At 32.5% G+C, this 25483-nt stretch carries 23 protein-coding genes, 1 tRNA gene, 1 other RNA gene and 2 pseudogenes; 16 read left to right on the top strand and 11 right to left on the bottom strand.

Features of this window, described 5'->3' with window-relative positions; all coding sequences use genetic code 11:
* Positions 1-106: 106 nt before the first annotated feature.
* The 3 genes from ONG78_RS02575 (at position 107) to ONG78_RS02565 (ending at position 4379) form a co-directional block, all read left to right on the top strand.
* Positions 107-2587, top strand: coding sequence for a response regulator (locus ONG78_RS02575; protein WP_264377593.1), 2481 nt, complete (start codon positions 107-109; stop codon positions 2585-2587).
* 86 nt (positions 2588-2673) lie between these two features.
* Positions 2674-3516, top strand: coding sequence for a ParA family protein (locus ONG78_RS02570; protein WP_264378059.1), 843 nt, complete (start codon positions 2674-2676; stop codon positions 3514-3516).
* Positions 3513-4379, top strand: coding sequence for a ParB/RepB/Spo0J family partition protein (locus ONG78_RS02565; protein WP_264377592.1), 867 nt, complete (start codon positions 3513-3515; stop codon positions 4377-4379). Before ONG78_RS02570 ends, ONG78_RS02565 begins: the two co-directional genes overlap by 4 nt.
* Positions 4380-4463: 84 nt before the next feature.
* Here the strand turns inward: ONG78_RS02565 and ispD are convergent, their stop codons facing one another.
* Positions 4464-5669: a 2-C-methyl-D-erythritol 4-phosphate cytidylyltransferase gene (gene ispD, locus ONG78_RS02560; protein ID WP_264377591.1), complete on the bottom strand. Its 1206-nt coding sequence runs from the start codon at positions 5667-5669 to the stop codon at positions 4464-4466.
* A 102-nt stretch (positions 5670-5771) separates the two neighbouring features.
* On the opposite strand from ispD, the gene ONG78_RS08100 reads away from it, so the two are divergent.
* The 7 genes from ONG78_RS08100 to ONG78_RS02520 all read left to right on the top strand — a co-directional run bounded on the left by ONG78_RS08100 (position 5772) and on the right by ONG78_RS02520 (position 12297).
* Positions 5772-6659, top strand: a complete 888-nt coding sequence (locus ONG78_RS08100) for an alpha/beta hydrolase family protein (protein WP_265014937.1) — start codon at positions 5772-5774, stop codon at positions 6657-6659.
* A gap of 49 nt (positions 6660-6708) precedes the next feature.
* On the top strand, positions 6709-7782 hold the full coding sequence (locus tag ONG78_RS02545; RefSeq protein WP_264377590.1) for an AI-2E family transporter: 1074 nt from the start codon (positions 6709-6711) through the stop codon (positions 7780-7782).
* A 105-nt stretch (positions 7783-7887) separates the two neighbouring features.
* Positions 7888-8523, top strand: coding sequence for a DnaA ATPase domain-containing protein (locus tag ONG78_RS02540; protein ID WP_015588224.1), 636 nt, complete (start codon positions 7888-7890; stop codon positions 8521-8523).
* 371 nt (positions 8524-8894) lie between these two features.
* Positions 8895-9881 carry a site-specific tyrosine recombinase gene (locus ONG78_RS02535; RefSeq protein ID WP_010404031.1) on the top strand — a complete coding sequence of 329 codons (987 nt, stop codon included), beginning with the start codon at positions 8895-8897 and terminating at the stop codon, positions 9879-9881.
* Between the two features lie 56 nt (positions 9882-9937).
* Positions 9938-10663 (top strand): lysophospholipid acyltransferase family protein, encoded by a 726-nt coding sequence (locus tag ONG78_RS02530; RefSeq protein WP_029237643.1) that lies wholly within the window; start codon positions 9938-9940, stop codon positions 10661-10663.
* 43 nt (positions 10664-10706) lie between these two features.
* Complete coding sequence (gene rpsT, locus ONG78_RS02525; RefSeq protein WP_007302369.1) at positions 10707-10976, top strand: 30S ribosomal protein S20; 270 nt, start codon at positions 10707-10709, stop codon at positions 10974-10976.
* 79 nt (positions 10977-11055) lie between these two features.
* Positions 11056-12297: a citrate synthase gene (locus ONG78_RS02520; protein ID WP_264377589.1), complete on the top strand. Its 1242-nt coding sequence runs from the start codon at positions 11056-11058 to the stop codon at positions 12295-12297.
* A 44-nt stretch (positions 12298-12341) separates the two neighbouring features.
* Here the strand turns inward: ONG78_RS02520 and ONG78_RS02515 are convergent, their stop codons facing one another.
* Both ONG78_RS02515 and ONG78_RS08095 read right to left on the bottom strand, forming a co-directional pair.
* Entirely contained in the window at positions 12342-13223 is an 882-nt protein-coding gene (locus ONG78_RS02515) for a hypothetical protein (RefSeq protein WP_264375197.1), read from the bottom strand.
* 220 nt (positions 13224-13443) lie between these two features.
* A pseudogene (locus ONG78_RS08095) lies at positions 13444-14345 on the bottom strand (IS5 family transposase).
* 320 nt (positions 14346-14665) lie between these two features.
* Here ONG78_RS08095 and ONG78_RS02500 point away from each other — a divergent pair.
* Complete coding sequence (locus ONG78_RS02500) at positions 14666-15319, top strand: glutathione S-transferase family protein (RefSeq protein WP_010403901.1); 654 nt, start codon at positions 14666-14668, stop codon at positions 15317-15319.
* Here ONG78_RS02500 and ONG78_RS02495 read toward each other — a convergent pair.
* Positions 15291-15968, bottom strand: a complete 678-nt coding sequence (locus ONG78_RS02495; protein WP_006013497.1) for an O-methyltransferase — start codon at positions 15966-15968, stop codon at positions 15291-15293. The two genes, ONG78_RS02500 and ONG78_RS02495, sit on opposite strands and share 29 nt — an antisense overlap.
* 251 nt (positions 15969-16219) lie before the next feature.
* On the opposite strand from ONG78_RS02495, the gene ONG78_RS02490 reads away from it, so the two are divergent.
* The gene (locus ONG78_RS02490) at positions 16220-16498 is read left to right on the top strand and encodes a DUF2671 domain-containing protein (protein ID WP_007302334.1); all 279 of its coding nucleotides are present in this window, start codon (positions 16220-16222) and stop codon (positions 16496-16498) included.
* 28 nt (positions 16499-16526) lie between these two features.
* Here the strand turns inward: ONG78_RS02490 and ONG78_RS02485 are convergent, their stop codons facing one another.
* The 3 genes from ONG78_RS02485 to ssrS form a co-directional block, all read right to left on the bottom strand.
* Entirely contained in the window at positions 16527-17219 is a 693-nt protein-coding gene (locus tag ONG78_RS02485) for a DsbA family protein (RefSeq protein WP_264374483.1), read from the bottom strand.
* Between the two features lie 53 nt (positions 17220-17272).
* Positions 17273-17734 carry a type II toxin-antitoxin system RatA family toxin gene (locus tag ONG78_RS02480; RefSeq protein WP_264374484.1) on the bottom strand — a complete coding sequence of 154 codons (462 nt, stop codon included), beginning with the start codon at positions 17732-17734 and terminating at the stop codon, positions 17273-17275.
* Between the two features lie 17 nt (positions 17735-17751).
* Positions 17752-17913: non-coding RNA, 6S RNA (ssrS, locus tag ONG78_RS02475), on the bottom strand.
* A gap of 117 nt (positions 17914-18030) precedes the next feature.
* On the opposite strand from ssrS, the gene ONG78_RS02470 reads away from it, so the two are divergent.
* On the top strand, positions 18031-18615 hold the full coding sequence (locus ONG78_RS02470; RefSeq protein ID WP_264377588.1) for an MlaC/ttg2D family ABC transporter substrate-binding protein: 585 nt from the start codon (positions 18031-18033) through the stop codon (positions 18613-18615).
* A complete protein-coding gene (locus ONG78_RS02465) occupies positions 18612-19910 on the top strand; it encodes a bifunctional folylpolyglutamate synthase/dihydrofolate synthase (protein WP_264377587.1) in 1299 nt (432 codons plus the stop codon). Before ONG78_RS02470 ends, ONG78_RS02465 begins: the two co-directional genes overlap by 4 nt.
* Here ONG78_RS02465 and ONG78_RS02460 read toward each other — a convergent pair.
* The 3 genes from ONG78_RS02460 to ONG78_RS02450 form a co-directional block, all read right to left on the bottom strand.
* Complete coding sequence (locus ONG78_RS02460) at positions 19898-20818, bottom strand: molecular chaperone DnaJ (protein WP_264377586.1); 921 nt, start codon at positions 20816-20818, stop codon at positions 19898-19900. The genes ONG78_RS02465 and ONG78_RS02460 overlap by 13 nt on opposite strands.
* Before the next feature lie 829 nt (positions 20819-21647).
* On the bottom strand, positions 21648-22148 hold the full coding sequence (locus ONG78_RS02455) for a hypothetical protein (protein ID WP_264374488.1): 501 nt from the start codon (positions 22146-22148) through the stop codon (positions 21648-21650).
* A 59-nt stretch (positions 22149-22207) separates the two neighbouring features.
* A tRNA-Leu gene (locus tag ONG78_RS02450) sits at positions 22208-22292 on the bottom strand.
* 62 nt (positions 22293-22354) lie between these two features.
* Here ONG78_RS02450 and tldD point away from each other — a divergent pair.
* Positions 22355-23785 carry a metalloprotease TldD gene (gene tldD, locus ONG78_RS02445; RefSeq protein ID WP_264377585.1) on the top strand — a complete coding sequence of 477 codons (1431 nt, stop codon included), beginning with the start codon at positions 22355-22357 and terminating at the stop codon, positions 23783-23785.
* Between the two features lie 600 nt (positions 23786-24385).
* Here the strand turns inward: tldD and ONG78_RS08090 are convergent.
* Positions 24386-25287, bottom strand: a pseudogene (locus tag ONG78_RS08090) (IS5 family transposase).
* Between the two features lie 41 nt (positions 25288-25328).
* Between ONG78_RS08090 and ONG78_RS02430 the strand changes: the two are divergent.
* Positions 25329-25472 carry a hypothetical protein gene (locus ONG78_RS02430; protein ID WP_264374492.1) on the top strand — a complete coding sequence of 48 codons (144 nt, stop codon included), beginning with the start codon at positions 25329-25331 and terminating at the stop codon, positions 25470-25472.
* Positions 25473-25483: the final 11 nt, after the last annotated feature.

The following is a 25483-nucleotide window of genomic DNA, read 5'->3' as shown; positions in this document are numbered from 1 at the left end:
ATTAGATTGGGATAGTAACTACCCATCAAGGATGTTAATAAATCTATAATAATTAAATCAATATAGTAGAATATTTTTATATGTGCAAGGATGCCAAGCAATAATAATGAGTAAAAGATACATAGATAACAAAAAAGAGAACAGAGTTGACTTCATACTAAGAAATTATGGGATGTCAATTATTGTGATGGCAGTCATTATGTTCTTACCTCCAATAGCAATATCAGTACTCTATTTTTCTAATGTATATAGTCAGCATGTTAATATAGAGATTAATTTATTAATTAGTACTCTAATGACTCTCTTTGTGGTATATAATATAAAACGTTACAAGTATCTACTTAATATCATAGAGTTTCAAAATGCAATATTTGCAAATGCGCTGAATCATAATACAGAGTTTTGTCTCATTTTACATAAAGATGAGGGTATTATTTATGCTGATGCGAGGTTCTACGAAAGGTTTAAAGATCACATAAACGATGATGTTACGCTAGATAAAATTCTTGAAGCAGGAGATGTTTCAGAAAAAGACAGAAAATCACTCTATCATGCGTTAAGAAATAACACTTCTGTAAAAGTATGCATTTCCTTAAGCAAGAAGAGTAGAATATCTAACTTTCTTTTGCTCTCTGAACCAATACCGGATAATCCACAAATTGCTATAAATAGTAATAAGACTTTAAATTTATCATTAGCCCCAATAGCAAGACCGAGTGGGTATTTTGTACTGAAGGCAACACAGGTAAACAAAGAGCAGGTATATGAAGAGTTGATAGAGAAACACAATATAGCAACTTACGTTGCAAATACAAAAGGAGGTATCTTATCTGTAAATAAAAGATTTTTAGACATGTTTGAACTAAAAAAATTGGAAAAAGGTAGCTCAATCAATGATTTTATATCTCAATCTAAGTATGACGATACAATAACCAAAAATGAAATTATGTTTTTTACTATAAGCGGTGCTCCATTTAAGGCTTATATGAGTACTGCTATATTTTGTGATAAATACAATCATAGCTATATACACGGCTTTATAACACCAACTGAATCAAATATTGTTGATTATCAACTACACCCTTGTTTTACAAATTCGTCAATTGCTATTGCACAATGCGACATAAATGGCAATTTTATAAAGAAAAATATAGCATTAGTAAAACTTGCGGGGTCAAATAATGGTTCTATCTTTGCATTGATATCAGATGGTTATCATATGAAAGTGCGTGAATATTTTTCAAGTAATAGGATAAATAATGCGTCCTTTGATGTGCAGCTCAATGGCGGTAATAACATGAAAATATATTTTAATAAGTTTCTTCATAATAAAGTGATGTTCATACTTTGTTATTTTATTGATAATACTGAACGTAAAAAACTAGAGATAAAACTTGAGCATTATCAAAAGGTGCAAGCTATAGGGCAATTAGCAGGTGGTATTGCACATGATTTCAATAATATATTAACCGGAATAATAGGATTTTGTGATTTGCTTTTACTCCAGCACTCAGCTAGCGATCCATCTTTTGGAGATATAATACAGATACAGCAAAATGCAAAACGTGGGTCAAATTTAGTAAGACAACTGCTTGCTTTTTCAAGAAGACAGACTTTGCAGCCAAAGATTATTAATGTAAATGGTACGATAGCTAATCTTTATGAAATGATCAAAAGATTAATAGGTGAAAATATAAAATTTAATATTTATTATGGTAGCGATTTGGGTGCTGTTAGGGCTGACCAAGGACAATTAGAGCAAGTTATGCTTAACTTAGCAGTTAATGCTGGTGCTGCTATGGAAAAGGGGGGAGAGTTAACTATACGAACCTTTAATCAAAAGGTTGATTCATTAAATTCTACACCTCAGGATATGTTTTCTCCAGATAAGGAAACGATTGAACATGGGAATTATGTTGTGATTGAAGTGATTGATACTGGATGTGGAATGACGAGTGATATAATTGAAAAGGCATTTGATCCATTTTTTTCTACCAAAGATATTACTTCTGGTACAGGTCTTGGCCTCTCTACTGTATATGGCATTATTAAACAAACCGAAGGATACATCTATGTTGCTAGCAAAGTGAATCATGGAACTAAATTTAGCATATTTTTGCCCATAGTTTACATATCAGATGAAAATGATGAAGAGGAAGATAGTAAAGAAATAGAGAAACCGGTAGAGATGAAAGGTAATGGTATAATTTTATTAATTGAAGATGAAGATTCAGTAAGGGAATTTACTGCTAAGGCTCTTACAAGAAAAGGATTTAATGTAATAGAAGCGAGTATAGGCAGCGAGGCACTAGAGATCATTAGAAAAAAAAATCAACACATAGATCTAATAATCACTGATGTAATCATGCCAGAGGTGAGTGGTCCAGAAATAGTTAAAGAAACATTGATACATAGGCCAAACATCAAAGTTATTTTTATTTCTGGGTATGCAGAGGATGCTTTTTTAAAGAGCGATGAAATCAATATAGAAGACTTCCATTTTTTACCCAAACCATTTACTCTGAATGAGTTAGGAAATAAGGTTCAAAGTGTGTTACACAAGACAAAAAAAGGCAGTTTACTTTGAGCATGATTGGCAACAAAAAAATTTTTCTAATGCAAAAATTTCTTGCATATATACAATAGAGTTATTTTATACATAAGATGAAAGGCGTGAGCAAGATCATTGCAATAGTAAATCAAAAGGGTGGAGTTGGTAAAACCACAACTAGTATAAATTTATCGACAGCCTTTGCTGCTGTGGGAAAAAGTACTTTATTGGTAGATCTTGATCCCCAAGGGAATGCTAGTACAGGGCTCGGGGTTTCTTATCGTAGTAGAGAAGAAAAAAATATATATAAAATACTGCTGAGCAACGAAAGTGAATTGGTAGAGTCGGCAATTTTTCATATAAAGGAAATTCCAAATTTATCGTTAATTTCATCAGTGGTTGACTTATCAGCTGCAGAAATTGAGCTATCACAACTTGAGCAGGGAAAATTCGTACTAAAAGACACTCTAGAGAAAGTGCGTGATAATTATGAGTACATAATCATCGACTGCCCTCCATCACTTGGTCTGCTTACTATCAATGCTCTGACCGCTGCTGACTCGATTATTGTTCCTCTTCAGTGTGAATTTTTCGCTCTGGAAGGATTGAGCCATTTAGTTAAGACTGTAGAGCTGATAAAAAGAAATAACCTAAACCCTTTCCTGGCAATAGAAGGAATATTGCTCACAATGTATGACAGACGCAACAAACTTAGTGAGCAGATTAAAAATGATATTTGCCAATATTTAAATGATAAAGTATATAAAACTATTATCCCCTTATATGAGACCATTATTCCACGTAATGTACGGTTATCAGAAGCGCCTTCTCATGGAAAACCTGCTATTGTATATGATCTTAAGTGTCCTGGTGCACAAGCATATATAAGTTTGGCAAAAGAAATTTTCAAGAAACACATGAGCATCTGTAAAGAGAAGAAGCTGATAAGTGAGGGTGCAGCGTGAAGGACAATAGGCGCTTAGGTAGAGGTCTTGCTGGCCTCATAGGCGATAATTATGATAATAAAGAAGATCGGTTACCTATTTCATTACTACACCCGAGCAAATTTCAGCCGAGAAAATATTTTGATGAGGAGTCATTGAAAGGACTTGCAAGTTCGATAGAGAAAAATGGCATTATACAGCCTATTGTGGTGCGCAAAGATCCAAATGATGACGATTATGAAATAGTAGCAGGGGAACGTCGTTGGCGGGCAAGTAAAATTGCAAATCTTGATAGTGTGCCAGTCATCATAAAAGATTTAAATGATAAGGAATGCTTAGAAGTATCGATAATTGAGAACATACAGAGGCAAGACATTAATCCAATAGAAGAAGGTGAGGCGTACAGAAAACTAATAGATGAATTCTCCTATACACACGAAGAATTAGCCTTAACTTTAGGTAAAAGCCGCAGTCACATAACCAATATGATACGAATGCTGTCACTCCCTAATGGAGTAAAAACAATGATCAACGAGAAAAAATTGTCTATGGGTCATGCAAGAGCATTGATTAATGTTGAAAATGCGGAAAGTATTGCAGAAAGAATAGTTTCTCAGGGCCTGAGCGTTAGACAAACTGAAAAATTGATAAAAGACTTACAACAAAATAACGACCGAAAAGAGCATAATTGTACTAAAAATCAAGATATGGCAGCATTAGAAGGAGCTATATCTTCTCAGCTTGGTTTAAAGATCAAAATTAATGACAGTAATTCTAAGGGTAAAGTCATGATACGTTATAACAACTCAAATGAATTGGATTTTATATTGAAAATTTTGAATAGAAGACTTGAATCAGCTATTAATGTCGAAAGTAGCTCATAGAAATTTCTTGACAAACCTTCCCACTTTCCTTGCAATGGAAGTGAAATGGTGGAGTTTGTCAAGTAAGTTATTTCGTTTCTACCTTCAATAAAAATTTGCACGCAATAGCACAGAAGCATACGTTGCTATTCCCTCATTTCTTCCAATAGAACCTAATTTTTCCGCTGTGGTTGCTTTGATATTTACGAATTCACCATTAATTTCTAATATTTTTGATATGAATTCCTTCATTCCTGCTTTGTAAGGCGATATTTTAGGCTCTTCACAAACTATAGTAATATCTAAATTAGACACGCTATATCCTTTTTCCTGTGCTTTTTTAGCAGCAAAGTCAAGAAAATGAGATGAATTGCAATCCTTCCATTTAGAGGAATTAGGAGGAAAATGTTCTCCTATATCGCCACATCCTAGTGCTCCGAGTATTGCATCAACGATTGCATGTATTGCAACATCACCATCGGAATGTGCCTCTATTGCCATATTATGCTCAATTTCCACACCGCAAATTTTTATAAAGCTCTTAGCATCATTTTGAATTTTAACAAATTTATGTATATCATAACCGGTTCCGACACGGAATTTTGGCTCTCCAAAGAGAAGTTTTGCCATATTGATATCCTCTTTTGTAGTTAACTTAAAATTCTTTTTCTCACCTTCAATAATCGCAACATGTTTTTTATGCTCCACCATTAGTGATGAATCATCAGTAAATTCTTTGACTGACTGATGGCACGATAATAATTCTCTGAAATTAAAAATTTGAGGGGTTTGTATGGCTCTAAGTTTTTCTCTTGAAATCGCAGATTCAACGAAATTATTACTCACCAACGATATAGTATCCTCGACTTCTATTGCTGGAACTACTCCTGTATATTGACCATTAATCATAGATTCAATCAAGTTATTTATTAGAATATTTGATACAAAAGGCCTACAAGCATCATGTATAATAACAAAATCTGGATTGATCTTTTGCAAACTCTCCAGTCCAAGTTTAACTGAACTCTGCCTGCTTTTTTCTCCACATACTGGACTCAGCAATTTAGTATCTATAGTTGATGACGTAACTTCTTTATAGAAATCTTTTTGACTTTCATTTACTACCACTCTTATGTAACTTATGTACTGATTAGCTAAGAATTTTCTAATTGTGTGAAATAAAACAGACTTACCTGCCAGTTTTATATACTGTTTAGGGATTTTGGCATTGCATCTACTGCCTACTCCTGCTGCAACTATTAATGCTGCTATCTTGTATTCCTCAAGTCTGTTAGTGTACATGCTTATCATTTTCGTTGTTAATACAAGTTATCTAGCATTTTAAAAAAGTTTGATCCAATTCTCAAAAAAGAATATTCTTTTACTAGGTGTAATATATGTTAGAGGGAAATAATGCACGTTGCTAAGTATAATAAAGAAAATGAGATACATCTTATATTTTTTCATGGAATAGGTGATAATTATAAAAATGCGTCCAGGTATATACAAGATAGATCTACATATCTCCATAGGTCTAATTTCTACACTCATGCACATAAATACCCAATTGCATTTCAAAACTATATAACTTACGCAATAGCTAGTTTCTTATTTTTAGGAATATCCATATTATCACCCGCTCTGATATTATTTACCAACCCAATGACGTCTAGGACAGCGAATTCAGCAATATTAGCAGCTTTGATTTGCACTTTTTTGTCTATATCAATACTCATGATTCCATTTATAAATAAGAATAAAAGCTTATCTCAGTCTTCGATAAAAAAAATCAATGAATTAATGGACAAGGGTGTAAAACCTGAAAACATCATACTTTTCGGCCATTCCTTTGGAGGAGCAGTTGCATCAGAAGTATTAAAATATTTTACAGACAAAAATATTAAACTTGGAGGCGTTATTTTTACTAGCACTTTCAGCTCTTTTCATAATGCAATAAAGCATTTTCCAATTCCTCAAGCAAAAATTTTAAGTGTACTGCCCTCATGCTTATTGAAAAAGATGCTTAAGGTCCTAAATTTAGATTTTGATATAGTAAGCAATATACAAAAGCTACAAAATGATAATATACCAATAGTAGTCATTAATCATGAAAGAGACACCTTAATACCATATCCTGCACAATTGGCAAAGGCAGTAGATGATCTATTGTTAAATAGAAATTCGATTAAGATCGTTAATCTGAGAGGCTTTACAGATAACCCGCATAACGGAGTTTTATCTAGTTGGCAATTGAGTGAAAATTTGGCTGATCTCATGCCTAATAAAATAATGAATAGATAGTACTTACAAAAAACTGTATATTTTTCGGTAAATTAACTATTCTAAACACATGCAAAAACGTCATATAACTATTTGTTGTGTACTGCTTTTCATAATAGGGGCATTATTTTTGATGCGTCCTATGATTGTTCCGTGTCTAATATCTGTTTTTGTTGCACATCTATTTAACCCGCTAGTAACCAAGTTTGAAAAATATAGAATACCACGTTCATGTTCTGTAGTTTTTATAATACTTACCTTATTGATAGCTTTTATATTAGTTATCACATTTGTTTTACCTATTATATATTTTCAAATTACTTTAATATTAAATTTCTTAGTGAATAAGATACCTTCATTAAAGCTTAAAGTGATTCCTTCTGTGCTAGAATTTCTTAATATAAAAACTGAAGATAGTTTATTTGATCACTTGTCTAAAAATCTAGTAGAAAATTACAGTGATTATATATCTTATTTTATAAATGCTCTTAGCATGGGCAGTAATCTTATAATTCAAGTGCTAAATTCAAGCTTTAATTTGATTTACATGGTATCATTAATAGCTATTACGCTTGTGGTGTTTTTTTATGTATTACGTGATTGGCCTGCAATTGTAGAAAAGGCTAATAAACTAATTCCCATTCTTTACAGAGAAAAAGCTGCAGGTTATTTTTCCAAAGTAGATTTCATTATATCTAATTACCTAAAGGGACAGTTAAACGTATGTATAGTCATGATGATCTTTTACTCCGTGGGCCTTAGCATAATTGGGCTGAAGCATTCTGTAGCTATTGGAATTTTATCAGGAACATTAACATTTATACCCTATATAGGGCCATTATTATACACTATTATCGGATTTTTGAGCGCCATTACTCAATTTAGTGGATGGTTTGAAAGTACTGCTGTCTTGCTATTATTTAGTGTTGGTCAATTAATAGACTCAAGCATATTAGTGCCTTTATTAATAGGAAAAAAAGTTCATATACATCCAACTATCATTATTTTAGGAGTTGTCATATGCACCTCATATTTTGGGTTTATAGGTATATTATTTTTTATTCCAATAATAGGAATGTTCATTGTATTAGTAGAATATGCAATCAATAAATATTTTGAAAGTGAGCTTTATAAAAATGGCTAATTAGTTCACGATAAAAAGAAAAAGGACCCCTGATACATTTGAGAGATGCAAGTAAATTTTTATGCAAAAATTATTATCAAAAAGTAGTAATGTAAGAGGCTTTACGTGCAATTAAATTTATTTAGCAATAATCAAGTTGATTATTGCTGGCAAAACTATATCACCTTAGACGAAAATAAGCACGTATATAACTCAATAGTTAACGATTTATCTTGGAAATGCCTGATTCTTTTTGGACCTAACAGCTCTGGAAAAACTCACCTTGCTCATATTTGGCAATCAATAAACAATGCAATTTTTATCAATGTGAATAATTTTGTAAGCGAAATTAGGTATAGCGATGCGTTTATTTTAGAGGATGTACAAAACATTAAAGATGAGGAAATGTTGTTACATTGTTATAATTATATGAAAGAAAATGATAAGAGACTGCTAATCACTTCTTCAATTTCACCAAAAAAGCTTAACTTCAAACTAAGAGATTTAAGCTCCCGAATATTGTCAACTACCAGCGTAAAAATTTTGCCTGCAAGCGAGGAATTATTAAGAATTATGCTAATAAAACGATTTTCAGATAAACAGTTAAAAATTGATTTAAAAGTGATTAATTATATTCTAGCAAGAATAGAACGTTCTTTCCACAGCATTAATAAAATTATAGAAAAAATAGATAGTGAATCCATAGGATCAAATGTAACCATTCCTTTTATTAACACTTTATTAAAAAAAAGTCCCAAGTGATTCCTTCTGCTGCAAGACATTTGTTATATATATTAAAGATTTATTAATACCCATACAATAATGAAGTTGAAATCACTATCTCTTTATGTTAAAATTATAATAAATACTATGATGTAATAAGCATAAACAGACATAGCTAAGGAATATTTTATATGATAGTAAAACTTACTTTACAGGATGTTTTTTATAGATTTGATGTTATAATTGAAATATGGTAAAAATAAGATCAAATTTAAAAAAAAGGTTAAAACAAAGGTTTGTAGTACTTACTTTATTGATAAATGTTTTATTTATCTCATATTTTCTTATAAAAAATACAAAAAATACTTTTAATCAAATTATAGTCAAAGAAATAAATATAGGAGCTGATAATGAAAAATAAACAACCACAAAATAAAAAAGAGGATCTTTACATAACGTATTACATAGATACTTTGGTTTCCGAAAAATCCTCTACACAAAATACTTTGGAAAGTTATCGTTCAGATTTACACCAACTTGAAAAATTTTTATTAGAAGGAGGCACTACCTTAGTTGGTGCAAGTAAAGCTAATATTAAAGATTATGTAAACTTTTTACGTACACAAAAGAAATATAAAACTAGCTCTATATCAAGAAAAATATCTGCTATCAAAAATTTCTATAAGTGCCTATTTAATGATGGAATAATAGATTTTAATCCAGCACCGGCTAATGATAATGAATTAAGAAATCCAAAGGTTTCCCGTCCTTTGCCTAAGTATTTAAGTGTTCAAGAAATATTTTTGCTCATGGAAACAGTAAAAAAATCAGCAAGCGGATCGAATAAAGAGATAAGCAGTAAAAGGCTATGTGCAATTTTAGATATTCTTTACTCTTCCGGGATGCGTGTTTCTGAACTAATCAATATGAAGTTATGTGAAGTATCACATTTAGTAAACAGTAATGGTAAGGAAGGCTACATAATAATAAAGGGAAAAAGTGGCAGAGAAAGGCAAATCTTTTTTAATCAACAAGCATTGCAAAGCCTTAAAGATTATTTATCAATTCGTGACAATCTGCTCCCTAACAACAAAAAATCTGATTGGCTATTCCCAGGTGATAAACCTAATAAACCAATTACAAGGCAAAGAGTTGGTCAATTAATAAAGGAATTAGCAAGAAAGTGCGATATTGATGAAAATAAAATCTCTCCACATGTGATTAGGCATTCTCTTGCTACCCATCTACTGAATAGCGGAGCAAATATTGTGCTGATACAAAAAATTCTTGGCCATACTAATCTTTCTACAACACAAATATATACTCATATTGCTAACGAAAAGTTAAAGGACAAATTAGCTGATTCTCATCCTATTACTCAGATGATCAATAATTAAACTTATTGCTTTTAGTTTTGTAGTAAAGTTAAATTCAAATAAGTTTACGTGTGTTTGTGATTGCAAGTTTATTATTTAATTTACTCCTTATATTATGGGAAGTATTCTATACTTTAATTACTCTCCCTGTAATTTTCTTTCCTGAGTGTGTAATAACCATTTTCCTTGTTTGCTCGGTGAGAGTTGTATTATTCATGTTGCGTTTATTATGTGGCATTAAATATGAAGTGAGGGGAATGGAAAACATTCCTAAGCAACCTTTTATAATTGCATCTAAACACCAATCTCCATTTGAAACATTTATTTTTATACTACTCTTTAGAAAAGCAGTTTTTATTTTAAAACGTGAATTGAAATGGATTCCATTCATTGGTTTGCATCTCATGGCATTAAAAATGATTTTTATTAACCGCTCAGATGGTATTAGTTCTGTGCGTCATATCATGAAATTAGCAAAAGTGTGTATAAAAGAAAATAGAGGCATAATAATATTTCCTGAAGGTACAAGAACAACTATAAACCAAAATATAAAATATCAATCGGGTATTGCTGCTTTATATAGCGTATTATCTGTTCCTGTGTTACCGATTGCTTTAAACACTGGTTTGTTTTGGCCAAAAAGCATACTTTCTCTGAGAAAGAATCCCGGAAAGGCGGTAATAGAAATATTACCTCCCATATATCCTGGGTTAAACAAAAATGAATTCTTGCAAAGTTTAGAAAAAATCATTGAAGAAAGAAGTAGTAGATTAATTGCAGAAAAAACTGATATTGCAAATTAACAAAAAAACTTTATAATTAAAAGAAAAGTACAGGTATTAATATATGGCAAATCATAAGAGTGCTAAAAAAATGATGAAGGTAATAGCAAAGCGTACTTTAGTAAATAAGATGCGAAAAAGCAAAACTCGTACTGCTATTAGAAGATTAGTTGATATAATCAAGTCTGGTGATAAAGAGAATGTTGTCTTGGCATTTCGGAATGCTGAATCCAATTTACACAAATGTGTAAATAAAGGTGTCATTCATAGGAATACCGCTGCGCGTAAAATAAGTCGCTTAAATGCAAAAGTAAAAGCATTGATGACCGCTTAATACTGTTAATGTAAAGTTAGCTGTATTAATATATACTCTTCAGTTTGTATATTCTGTATAAAATTAAGTAGCTCAAGTGATGGATAAAAAAGCATTATTGGAACTAAGTAATGGGTCAAAAATTGATCTGCCCGTATTAAGTGGAACAGTAGGTCCTGATGTGTTAAATATTAAGGACTTATATAAGACAACAGGATTATTAACTTACGATCCAGGGTTTGTTTCTACAGCTTCATGCTCTTCTACAATTACATTCATTGATGGAGATGAAGGAGTTCTTAAATATAGGGGACATAATATAGCTGATTTGGCAGAGAATAATAATTTTACTGCTGTGATTTATTTATTGCTCTATGGTGAATTACCCAGTTCAGAGCAACACAAAAAATTTCTTCTCAAAATACAAGAATCATCCAAAGTATCAGAGCAAGTTACAAATGTAATCAAAGCATTTCCAAAAACTGCTCACCCTATGTCGATTTTAGTTGCATGTTTTGCAAATTTGTCAGCGTCTTACCATGAAATGCATGGCAACAATGTCAATGGTGAAGATTTAGATTTTGGAATTTCTGCAATAGCAAAAGTTCCTGCAATTGTTGCAATGATTTATAGACATATCAACAATCAGGAATTCATAAATGCTAATAATAAATTAAGTTATAGTGAGAATTTCTTAAATATGATATTTGGCAGTGCTGTTAATAATACCCTTTTTGTAAAAGCTCTGGATAAAATATTTACTCTTCATGCTGATCACGAACAGAATGCTTCTACAGCAGCTGTCAGATTGGTAGGGTCAGCTGGTTCTAATCTATTTGCAAGCCTGTCTGCAGGAGTTGCTACACTTTGGGGTCCAGCACACGGTGGAGCTAATGAGGCAGTTATAAATATGCTAAAAGAGATAGAGCAAAGTGGAGATGTAGATAGATTCATTGAGAAAGCTAAAGATGATAAAGATCCATTTAAGCTAATGGGATTTGGACATCGTGTTTATAAAAACTATGATCCGCGCGCGCTTATATTAAAGGATGCTTGTCATGAGATTTTAAGCAAACTAGAGCAAAACAATGAATTACTTGAAATTGCAAAAAAACTTGAAGAAATAGCTTTAAAGGATGAGTATTTTATTACACGTAAGTTGTATCCAAATGTTGATTTTTACTCAGGTATAATAATGAATGCTATCGGTATCCCTTCAAGTATGTTTACATCCATTTTTGCACTTGCAAGAACCACTGGTTGGGTTGCCCAGTGGTATGAAATGGTAAACGATGAAGAAACCAAGATTTGTAGGCCAAGGCAGCTATACCTTGGCAAATAACCTTTCATTCACAATTCGTCCTCAAATAGTCTAATTTTCTTGAGCTATAAAATACAGCAATCTGATTTTTTACTAGTTGATGTCTGCTTTTTTGCAGAATGCTGGTCAGGCTGTGATACAGACGGTTGGTTAAATGTTGTTTTGGGCTTATTAAAAGAAGATCGTGCTGAAGAAGCGCCAAAGCCACTATCTTTAGCCGAAGCATCATCCCCACCTTTACCTTCACCATAGTAGTCGGGCCTAAGGAATTTGCTTGAGTTTCCATTATGTGATTTACCTATAACTGAATTCTTAGGTGAACCACCAAACACCTTATTATTAATATGATCAACTTCTTTTTCATTTAAAAACTCTATGTAATTATCATAATCAATAACAGGAGCCAAAATTGAATACTCATCTTCATTTTCTTTATGGGAAGTATGCCACATAGAATCAATTGGTAGGTGCGGTAGTGCCTTACAAATTAAATCAACAACTGCGAACTTCAGAGTTTTATTCATTTCATCCTCGGTAATTGGATTATCATCCTCGGTATTTGGAGTATCAAAACAACGGCATGTCAGAGATACTATATGCTTTACTATGTCTTTAACAAGCTTAGGATTATCAAAAATGCTTTTCTTTAGATATACATAATTTCCTTTCTCTTCTAAAAAATCCTTAGTTTTTTTAGGACCATTTTCATAACCTGTTATCCTCGATGAGAGCAAATCTACAAAAGAACGTTGCAAATTTCTATCAACACACTCCGCACCATATAGATAAGATCCCTTATCAAAGACTTCATCAATTATATTATAATCTACATACTTTTCTATCTCCTTCTCTATATCATTTGGTAGCTCCTCAAAACCTAGTTCCGATTTTTTGTCTTCTTTTTTTTTGCTCTTTAATAAGATCTGTTGCAAATCGCGCGATTTCATTGGCTAGTAAAAACTTTAGATTAGAAACCACCTCTTTCCTCATTGGCACCAAAAATTTATTACCTTCAGGCAATTTCTTTTGGTAAGAGTTAAAAGGAAAAAACTCTGTATAAAAACAATCATCACTAATAGTGTCATCAGAATGCCTTTTTTTCCTGTCATCCCAGTCTGGGATGGCTTTGTTGCATCACACTTTATGAGATGGTGATTTATGTTAAATTCATGTAACTATCTCAAATTTAGCCATACCAATATCAGCGAATTTATTAAGCAAATAGCATTTAGTTCTTTTTCTCGATTTATCTCAGATTTATTCCTAAAACTAAATCCGAATATTTGCTTTAATCTTGAGAAAAAACCTTCAATATAAGATCTTTTCCCATAATTTACTTCTTTTTCCATTCTTTCATGCCATCTTCACCGTATAATTTTATTAACCTAATAGCAGCATTCCTGTCAGACATATAATCTATTTCTGGATGTTCTGCTGCATTGTTTATTGGTGGAATTTTTGTCTTTATATCATATTCGTTACACAACTTATAAAACTTGTGCCTATCACATGCTCTATCTGCATATAGTGCTTTTATGGCATGCTGAAAATCAACTTCTTTTAGCAAATCACAAGTGATCAGAGTAGACACCGTTACTGTATTTTACAGCTATGGCTTTTTTGTTGTTTATATTCAACATTACGTGCAATTTTCTCGTTTGCTCATAGCCACTCTGTCAGTGCTATTTTCCTTGCTGTGTGTTGTTGTATATACTAATTCCTGTACTGTCTATAGCAACTTCGATATCTTCTATATTATTTTCTGCAATCATTTATCTTAATATTAAGTTTTTTTTGATGCTTGTGAATAGCTGCAAATTTTTTCCTATTTGTTGCAGATATCCTTTTACAAACCCTACCGTTTGTCTTAAGCCAATTCTAAAAAGATTAACGATTATATGCACCAAAATCACAACTTTATCACTATAAATATAGTTGCCGCCCTGCATTTTTGGACTATTTTCATACCAATTTTCGATAGCTTCATCGATGTAACGAAAAATATTCCCCCTTTTTTCAAGGAATTTGTTATATTCGTTTTGGTTACTGACTTTCATTTTTTGTGGCATATTTTTTCTTCAACAGTTAAATGGCTATTTATAATGAATTTTGTCAGTAACTGCCAGTTCTTTTCACTTGAGCGATTCAACAAAGCCATCCCAGTGTCAATCACTGAAATGACACCCTTCCGGTGGGGATTGCTCTCAGACTACAATGTTCGTACAGTTGTACTGGGATTCAAGTATAAAAATATTTGGAAATTATACAATGGACAATGGATTCTAGGAGTATATGTTAAAAGTAATGTCCATAATGAAATAAGCTGGATTCCAATGTCACGTACTGGAATGACAACATATAGGTATTGGAATAACAAAAGAGGAATATTATGATTTTATATCATTTTCCTCTTTGTCCGTTTTCACGAAAAGTTAGAGCTCTTCTCAAGGAAAAAAAGCTGAGTTGTGATTTGGTATATGAAAATCCATGGGAAAAGCGGAATGAATTCATGGAGATCAATCCAATCGGACAAGTACCAGTATTAATAGATAATAACTTTGTAATAGCGGATAGTAATGCCATTTGTGAATATATAGAAGAGACTTACAATAGCGACGTCAAATTACTTGGTTCATCCACTATTATTAAGTCTAAAATACGCGCTTTAATCAATTGGTTCGATAGCAAATTTTACAATGAAGTTACTAAGTATATTATGAATGAAAAAGTAATTACTAACCGCAGCCCTGACTCTAGATTTCTTCATGCAGCTCAGAATAACCTGCCTTGCCATATGGAATACATCGAACACTTAATTAACAAGAACGTTTGGCTTGCAACCGATAAGTTCACTTTAGCCGATATTACTTTAGCATCACATATTTCTATAATAGACTACGTAAATAGTTTCCCATGGGAAAAAAGTAAGATTTTAAAAGAATGGTACTCCATTGTTAAATCAAGGCCTTGTTTTCGCGAAATATTATTAGAGAGAGTTTTTGGCTTAACTCCCCCTAGACATTACGCTGACCTTGATTTTTAACTTGCGTGAGTTTTAAAGCTACAGTCATTCCTTCGTCAGTAGGAATCAATATGGAGAAATATTTTTTTTCATCTGACAATCTATCGTTAAACTCTCTCATAGCATGCCATGACTTTTCTGATACTTCTTTTGGAGGAGATTCTAAAAATACTGTATCAAATAATAGAGTGTTATCTGCAACGATTAGCCCATCTTGTTTAATGTATGACTCTGCCCAATCTAAATACTTAGGATAACTACTTTTGTCAGCATCGATGAATATCATGTCAAATGGTGCCTTTGCTGATAATTCATTAATTTTTTCCAGTGCATCACCTTCTATTAGAGTAATTTTATCACTTAGATTAAAAGCACTAAAATTTTTTTTTGCTATTCTTGAGTGTTGAGGATTATTTTCTATTGTATATATATGACCATCTTTCGGTAAAGCTTTTACCATACAAATTGACGAATAACCATATAACGTGCCAATTTCAACTATGCTTTTAACTTTATGGATTTTGATAAATAAATTTAATAATTTTCCTTCTTCAGGAGTGATTTGAATACGTTGTTTCTTATCAAGAGTACAATGTTCTTCTATTTTTTTATACTCTTTTGCAAATAAGCTTCTTATGTACAACGATTTTCTGCTAAAGTTATGACGCATTAAGTTTTATAATATAAACTAAGGAGGTTTAATCTATATAAGATTTATAAATATAACAATAGAGTTAAGAATAATAAAATTTTTTTATTTTAAGTTGTTATTTTATAAAGTAAAATTTTAAGTGACAAAGATTATTATATATTTTACTATGGTTAACTAGTATAATAACCAATTGTTATACTAGAATTAAGGGATCGTTTATTTACATCTCTCTTAAAATGTAATTTTTATAATCAATTAGAGGGGGTTATATGTCTTATAACATTGCTAACGAAGTTGAAACGTTAAGCAAGAAATCTAATAATAATGAAGGAGTGAAATTACTGCACAATCCAGCTTATCGCGAGAAGTACAAAGAACGCTTTAACGAAGCTCAGAAAAAAGTTATGGATATGGTCCAATTTTATGATGGGACGATAGTATTAATAGAGAATAAAATTGCTATGTATTATTATGCTTGGCACAGTAAAAAAAGAGAGTTTGAGCGTAAAAAGCAACAAACAGTATCAAAAAATAATGATTCAGCATAGAGTTTTTATATGGTAAGCTACAGTGTTATTACTTCACTATAGCTTTTCCATATAGCTCATCTATTACATTAGTGAAGTATTCCAGCTCTCTATATCCTTCATGTTTGATTTTACCATTCTCTACATATGATTTGTCATCGTTAAGCTTGATGATGAATACAGGAGTAGCTGTGATATCAAGTTTATTAATTGCAAGTGATTTATCATTTATAATTTTGTCCATCATCTTTTTATCATTAATGCATTGGTTAAATACATCTTGCTTCAAATTGCTTAGTGCAGCAATTTTTTGTAGTATAGTTAAATCACTAAAATTAGAGTAGTTCCACGAGTCTATTGCATTAAACACAGCTTTGTTAAAATTAAAATAGTCTTCTTCTTTTTCATAGCAATAACTTAGCATTGCAGCTTTTAATCCTCTATAATCTAGAGGAAAATGACGGAATATGTATAACATCTTACCTGTATCTATGTACTTCTCTTTGATTTTAGGAAAAACTTTCTTATGAAAAAGAGAACAGTGATAACAAGTGAGCGAGGCGTATTCTATCATTAAAATTGGTGCTTTTCGATCTCCTAATAATTTATCATCAGGCAATAGCGACAGTAGTTCTTTTGATGTTATTTCATCAGTTTTTTGAGTGTTGGGTAAGTTTTGTTCAATAGCTGCATCAGAACTAACACTTATAAAAATAAGTAAGAACAATAATCTAAAAATCATTACAATGGAAACACTTAACTTATTAAAGAATTTATGCATTTATATAAATGATGTCAAGATAACTTTTGTTTAGCAAGGCTTTCTACTCTGTCTTTAAATGCAGCAATTATTCTGCTTTGTGTGTATTTATACACTGAGTTTAATAAAGTGGAAAACAAATTGGATTTAAATTCAAACTTTATATAGAACTCTACCATAGTTTTACTTTCATCTATAGGAGTGAATTTCCATTCGTTGTATAAATGTTTAAATATTCCATTTGACGACACAGCTTTTATCCAACCTTCATTTGTTCCACTTGGAGAAAGGAAGGTCACTTCTGATGTGTAACTTCCTTTAATGCCATGAAAAGCTGCAAGGAGGTCCACAATCATTTGGCTATCAGTTTTTTCTTTTATATAAACAGCTTTGCACCAAGGAACAAAATCAGGATACTTCTCAACGTCAATTACAACTTGAAATATCTCATGAGATGAGCAGAAAAAAACACCTTGTTCTTTATATTGGTGTAACATAAACCTAAATAATGGAAAAGGGATCCATATCTACCGTCAGTCTTAGTAGATTCCTGAGACCTAAAGTTAAGGTGGGCATCACGTACTAATTTCAATGAAATTAACAGAGGCAATTCCCTTGATCAGAAATTATCGCTCGGGAAATTTAACTTAACTCATAACGCATAGCACAGACCCCTAAATTAATTATAGATTATTTATATAGAGTATGTCTATAGATATATTAAAACTAGCGATCATTATTTTGCCTTTGTTAAATTTTGCATTTTAAGTATCATAGCTAATAAATATATCTTATGAATCTTATTAAGTTCTTAACCATTTTTATTGTAATCTCCTCAAGTGCTTACGCGAATTGTATAGGGCACAAAACTTTTGTGCTTGCCATGAAGCAGCAAGTAGACAACACGTCTATGAAAGGGAATAGAAAAAATCTAGAACATGTACAAGAAGAACTTCTGAAAATTATTCAGAATAATGTTGACCTCAAAGGAATATCTCGATTTGTCATAGGGAAATATTGGAATTTATCTACTCAGAAAGAAAAAGAAGAGTTTCTAAAAGAATATGAAGTATATCTCGCGCGCTTGTGCGCTAAAATTTTGTATAAATACATAAATAATAGTGAAATGATCATAATGAGTACAAAAGCAGTTGACGATGAAACTTGTCTGATAGGAACAAGATTTTCTTATGGTGATGAGGAATTTACAAACATTGACTTTAAAGTGACTAAAAGTGACAATTCTTTCTTAATAAACGATGTTGTAATGAGTGGGATAAGTATTGCTATTAATCAACGTTCTCAATTTAGTGAAAAAATCGACACGCACGGCATGGCAAGTGTAATAGATGAATTAAAATTTAACAATAATCTATGATATACATGCCTCATTGGCCTAAGCCGCTTGGCAGTAGACCAAAGGATTTTTCTCTTGATCGCATAAAAAGCTCTCTCAATAGATTAGGCAATCCTGAGAAAAAAATACCGCCAATAATTCACATAGCTGGCACTAATGGCAAAGGATCGACACTATCATTTCTAAGATATATAATGCAAGCAGCAGGGTATAAAGTTCATACCTACACTTCTCCACATTTAGTGAATTTTAATGAAAGAATAGTTATTGCAGGCAATGATATCGATGATAGTGAATTACATAACTCACTAGAAGAATGCCGTATAGCAGTCGCAGAACAACCCATCACTCTATTTGAAGCCGCAACGACTGCAGCCTTCTTAGCTTTTTCTCGTCATAAAGCTGATATTACTTTAGTTGAAGTGGGTCTGGGTGGAAGGCTTGATGCAACAAATGTTATAGATAATCCAATTCTAACGATCATCACTTCAATTGCCCTTGACCATACAGAATATCTTGGTCCTACCGTAGAAACCATAGCAGGTGAAAAGGCTGGAATAATGAAACCTAATGTTCCTTGCGTAATAGCACCACAAGAAAAATCTATAATGAACACGCTAGAGCATCATGCAATAAATAAGAAATCTCCTCTGTATAGAGGAGGACTTGAATGGAATTGCGAAAAACAGAATAACAGGATGGTCTTTCAATCGACTATTCAATCAATAGAATTTTCTTTGCCATCTTTAAAAGGAGATCATCAAATAATCAATGCAGGAAACGCAATTGCAGCATGTAGCATTTTAAGTGGAAAATATGGCTTTGATATTGGAAAAGAGGACATTGCTTCAGGTTTACAGGGCACTTATTGGCCTGCGCGGCTAGAGTCTATAAAAAAAGGTAATTTAATTTCTTTATTACCAAAAGATTGGCAATTATTTCTAGATGGCGCACACAACAATGATGGTGCCAGAGTGTTAGCTAAGTGGATAAAAGACAATTTTACTGAAGGTGTCTATATGATCTTTGGCGTTACTCGTAACAGAAACGTGGCAGAGTTCTTAGAGCACTTAAAGCCATATATCAAACTACTATGCGCCGTTTGTGTTAAATCTGAACCTAAAGCAACAAGTACAGGTTCAATTAGAGAAGGAGCTCGTAATATAGGAATAAATGTTATTGAATGTGAATCAATCGGCGATGCGATATCAAATCACATATTGAAAGCCTCTATTCAAAACGTCAAAACCATACTAATTTGTGGCTCGTTATTTTTAGCCAGAGATTTGAGTATGGAGAATAATCAACCTACTTGATGAGCCGAGACGTTAAAAGCACCATCAGGATTTACAATGCTGCTTGGCTTTTCGGTTGATGCTCCTATAGGTACATTTTGTTCATCACCTATTCCTTCAGTTTTTACAAGATTTACAACTTTTCTCTCGTAGATTTCACTTGCTAAGTGTAGTAATAAACTACAACCCAGTAATGCAGCAAATCCGATGAGTATTTTACTGTTTAAGCAACTAGATTGGTACTGTAACACCAAACCTGCTACTAATAAAATAGGAGGAAGATAATTTGAAATTTGGGAAGTAAGAATTAGATATTTAAATGCTTTACTTTTGGATATTTCATCTTCTAGCTCTTCTTGATCTAAATTTTCACCTTGTTCCCGTTGAGGATTTTGCAAATCCATAGCTTTTTTAAATAAAGAAGACATCAAATAAACAGATAAGAAAAAAGTTGTAACAGATGTTATTAGAGTCGCACTAAACAAAATGCCAGGTGCATCAGTAAAATTAGCAGCCTTATATAGCTTAAACCCCAAGTAAATATACGACACTAATGACGAGATGAGCAGTAGGATATTTACCTGAGTAAAAACAGCATAATACTCTGCACGCTTATCATTCTGACCTTGCTGAATTGATTGTAAATACCTTTTCAATTCCTCAGGAATGATTAATCCCCGATTCTTTCCACTTAGTGGTTTAATATATTGCAAAAGTGCTGCTTTATTTCTGTTAAGGGCCTGTATTTTTTCATCGCTACCTCCTGGTTTATCTGGGTGACACTTTATTGATAACCTTCTATAATTTTTTGCTATTATATTAGATATTTCTAAGAAGTTACGACCTTCTACTTCTTGCACTTGAATGCCTATCTCTTTAAATAAACTTTCATTATAATCATATTCTCTTTTTCTTAGCTTATAGCCCATGTCTCCACCTCATAAATTAACTAACTATTAATACTTTATAATATATAAATTTCCAAATCATGTCAATTCTTTCATTCATGCTTATTGTATGAATTATTTCTTTCACGACTACCATGACAAGTGTATGAAAGTTATCATTTAGTGCATAATAGTGCTTCAATGTTTAGGGTTACAGTTTTCATTGGTCATTTGAGTTACTCAAATCCAATTCATGCCAGTTCTATCTATCTTGTCATTTAAGTAGCCCTTTTTGTGTAATCCCAGTACCCTCTCTTTGATGTCATCCAAGTGGCTTACACTGGCTTTCCGTAATCTCAAAAAACGTTGTGTTTTAGCATAATTTTGTGCTCAATATGCTTGTTTATAGTAAAAATTTCTGGATTTCAGCATCAAATGCTGGAATATGGGTATCATTCAAGTAGCCCTTTGTTGTCATCCCAGTGCTCCGACACTGGGATCCAGGAACCAGCGTCACACGCTGGCTCTCTAAAATTACTTTAGCCACAAATATTAAGAAATTTACTAAATAAAAAAAAAGACAAAAAACCCCCGTATAGCGAGTTTTGACCCTATAATAATTTAAATTGGCGTTGTAATAATGTGCTAACGCTTAAAATAAGCGCGATTTGGCTGAATGTAGAAAAAATTTAAAAGACATGCAGCCGCTATAATTTTTATGTAATTTGCCAATAAATATCTGAGTTTTTTACTGAATTTTGTTATTAAATCCGCGGAGATTAAAAACAAGGATAAATACTCTTACTTTTATAGTTAAGGGGGATGGCGTAATTTGTCAAGTTAAATAAGCTAATTTATTAACATGTGATAATTAGACAGCTATCGTGGATTGATCGTTCAAATGACTACTAGATTTGAGATTATTACTTTCATCTATTTGCGGCTGACTAATCATAGTACAAACGAAATTGGTTGCCATAAAGGTACAGCCTAGAATAAAAAAAGCAACGGAAATAAAGGGGATAATAGGAAATTCAAGAGGTAATATAGATGTAATTCCTCCTATTAAAAATGAAACGTTAGATGTAATGTCGAGGCAGATCTTCATTAATTTATCTTGCCAAGAGGTATCGAGTTGCTTATTAAGGCCACACTGCCTAAAATGATCAGTTAATGACCATATATTTAAAGCAAGCGAAAGTGCACTTAGCATAGTGCTGACAATAGTACAGTACAAGCTTAAGGAAGAAATATTTAGGGCTAATGCTGCTGTATACCCCATCAAAGAAGCAATAGATAGTGCAGTAACCAAGCGTTTTGAATAAGTTCTTATTTTCTTTCTGTAAACAAGCTTTTTTTCTTCATAACTCATAAACTTAGTAGTAAATACATTATATCATAGCATTAATTGACTCAAAAATCAATATAGAGTGCCCGAGAGAAGACTTGAACTTCCACAACTTAAAAAGTTACTAGCACCTGAAGCTAGCGCGTCTACCAATTCCGCCACCCGGGCTTTTTGTGATTTACTATGTTAAAATTAAATAATATACTTAAACAATTTTTAGCTCAAAGGTAATGCCAAATCTAGATCAAATATTTTTTGCTCAAAACAATGTTAATATTAATAATGTATATAAAATAGTCAACAACGCTTTGAGCGATAGTGATGGTGGTGAATTATTTTTAGAATTTTGCCAATCAGAGTCCCTGGTTTTTGATGATAACATATTGAAACACATGGATTTGAATATCAGAAGGGGATTTGGGTTAAGGTCCTTTTGTGAGGATAGTACGTCTTTTGTTTGCTCTTCTGAAATTAGCGAAAAGGAAATTAGTAACGCTGCTTCTATAGTGAAAAACTCAGTATCTTTAAACAAAACAAATTCAATAAACTTAAATGAGGGAACAAGAGAGCTGTATTCAAAGATTAACCCCATAAATGAAATGGATCTGAACTCAAAGATTAAACTACTCAATGAGGTTAATGAGTATGTAAGGTCCAAGAATAACTACGTGAAGCAAGTAAAAATAATTCTAAGTGGAGAATGGCAAGTTATACAAATAATAAAAGATGATCACAGGTTAAGCGACATCAGACCTTTAGTACGTTTTAATGTACTAGTCATCGTAGAGAAAAATGGCCGAGCGGAGAAAGGTTCTGCAGGGCATGGTGGAAGAGACGCTTATAGTAAGTTTGTTTCTGAGAAGAAGTGGAAAGAAGTTGCAAACCAAGCGTTAGAGCAAGCGCTAGTAAATCTTGAGGCAATTCCAGCTCCGGCTGGAGAGATGACAGTTGTTTTAGGTTCAGGTTGGCCAGGAATATTATTGCATGAAGCTGTAGGTCATGGACTTGAAGGTGATTTTAACCGTAAAGGAATCTCGGCATTTTCAAATTCTATGGGTAAACAAGTGGCAGCTAGTAACATTACTGTAATTGATGATGGAACTCTACCTAATTTGCGTGGTTCTATTAGCATAGACGATGAGGGTACTTTACCTGGCTATAATGTGCTTATAGAAGATGGAATTCTAAAAGGATATATGCAAGATCATATGAACGCTAAACTTATGGGTGTAAATCCAACTGGTAATGGTAGAAGAGAAAGTTACAAAGAAGTTACTATGCCACGCATGACAAACACCTATATGTTGCCAGGAAAATATACACCAGAAGAAATAATATCCAGTGTAAAGAGAGGCCTATATGCAGTAAATTTTGGTGGTGGACAAGTTGATATAACATCAGGAAAATTTGTTTTCTCATCTTCGGAAGCTTACCTAATAAAAAATGGTAAAATTACACAACCAGTCAAAGGAGCAACGCTAATTGGTGATGGGCCAACAGTGCTAAAAAAAGTATCAATGATTGGTAATGATCTAAAGTTAGATCCTGGTGTTGGTACGTGCTCAAAAGACGGACAAAATGTGCCTGTTGGAGTTGGTCAGCCAACACTCAAGGTCGATGCAATAACTGTTGGTGGAACTGAATATGTAGATAAGGGCTAAGCGAACTCAGCTCATGCTGTACAATTATATTGTAACCATTATTCAAGTAGCTCATATAGATGCAAAAACTACTTAACAAATCTCTCTGCCTTCCTTGCTATAACGTGTATAACAATCTCACAAAAAATAATATCATAGAATTCAATAGGTGATCTTTAAAAAATCCTTAAGGAAAGTAAAATACTGTTTAAATAGGCCGATATAGATGGTTTTACGATATAATAAAATTATTATAAACAAGAACTTATAAACTCTAGCAAATGAATTTGTGAGTTTAGTGGTGTTAGGAATATCTGGCTCTTTTATGTGGATTGACATTCTCAATAACCTGCTCTAGAGATAGATTATATAATTTTGACAAGGTTCTTGGCATGTGATATTTTTCTCAAATATAGGGAATGGTATAAATGACTTTATATCTATATCTAGCTCTAGGGGAAGATCTTCAATGTTTAGGTCTATCCCTGATAAAGGATATTCTATGTCCATGTGCAGCTTTGGGGGATAGTTCTACTTTGAAGATTTCTTTCACTTTTACTATTGCGACTCCCGATTGGCTTTGTTGCATCACACTTTATGAGATGGTGATTTATGTTAAATTCATGTAACTATCTCAAATTTAGCCATACCAATATCAGCGAATTTATTAAGCAAATAGCATTTAGTTCTTTTTCTCGATTTATCTCAGATTTATTCCTAAAACTAAATCCGAATATTTGCTTTAATCTTGAGAAAAAACCTTCAATATAAGATCTTTTCCCATAATTTACTTCTTTTTCCATTCTTTCATGCCATCTTCACCGTATAATTTTATTAACCTAATAGCAGCATTCCTGTCAGACATATAATCTATTTCTGGATGTTCTGCTGCATTGTTTATTGGTGGAATTTTTGTCTTTATATCATATTCGTTACACAACTTATAAAACTTGTGCCTATCACATGCTCTATCTGCATATAGTGCTTTTATGGCATGCTGAAAATCAACTTCTTTTAGCAAATCACAAGTGATCAGAGTAGACACCGTTACTGTATTTTACAGCTATGGCTTTTTTGTTGTTTATATTCAACATTACGTGCAATTTTCTCGTTTGCTCATAGCCACTCTGTCAGTGCTATTTTCCTTGCTGTGTGTTGTTGTATATACTAATTCCTGTACTGTCTATAGCAACTTCGATATCTTCTATATTATTTTCTGCAATCATTTATCTTAATATTAAGTTTTTTTTGATGCTTGTGAATAGCTGCAAATTTTTTCCTATTTGTTGCAGATATCCTTTTACAAACCCTACCGTTTGTCTTAAGCCAATTCTAAAAAGATTAACGATTATATGCACCAAAATCACAACTTTATCACTATAAATATAGTTGCCGCCCTGCATTTTTGGACTATTTTCATACCAATTTTCGATAGCTTCATCGATGTAACGAAAAATATTCCCCCTTTTTTCAAGGAATTTGTTATATTCGTTTTGGTTACTGACTTTCATTTTCTGTGGCATATTTTTTCTTCAACAGTTAAATGGCTGTTTTATAATGAATTTTGTCAGTAACTTCCAGTTCTTTTCACTTGAGCGATGCAACAAAGCCATCCCAGACTGGGATGACAGGAGAAGGAAACGCAGGAATGGCAGGGGAAAGAAACACTGGGATGACAGTGAAAGATCTAATTCCTTATATCAATTAATTCTCATCCAC

The organism is Wolbachia endosymbiont (group B) of Philonthus cognatus, from assembly GCF_947179345.1.
Classification (GTDB): Bacteria; Pseudomonadota; Alphaproteobacteria; order Rickettsiales; family Anaplasmataceae; genus Wolbachia.
Note: the sequence above shows the minus strand (reverse complement) of the source record. Positions and strands in the feature narration are given on the sequence as shown.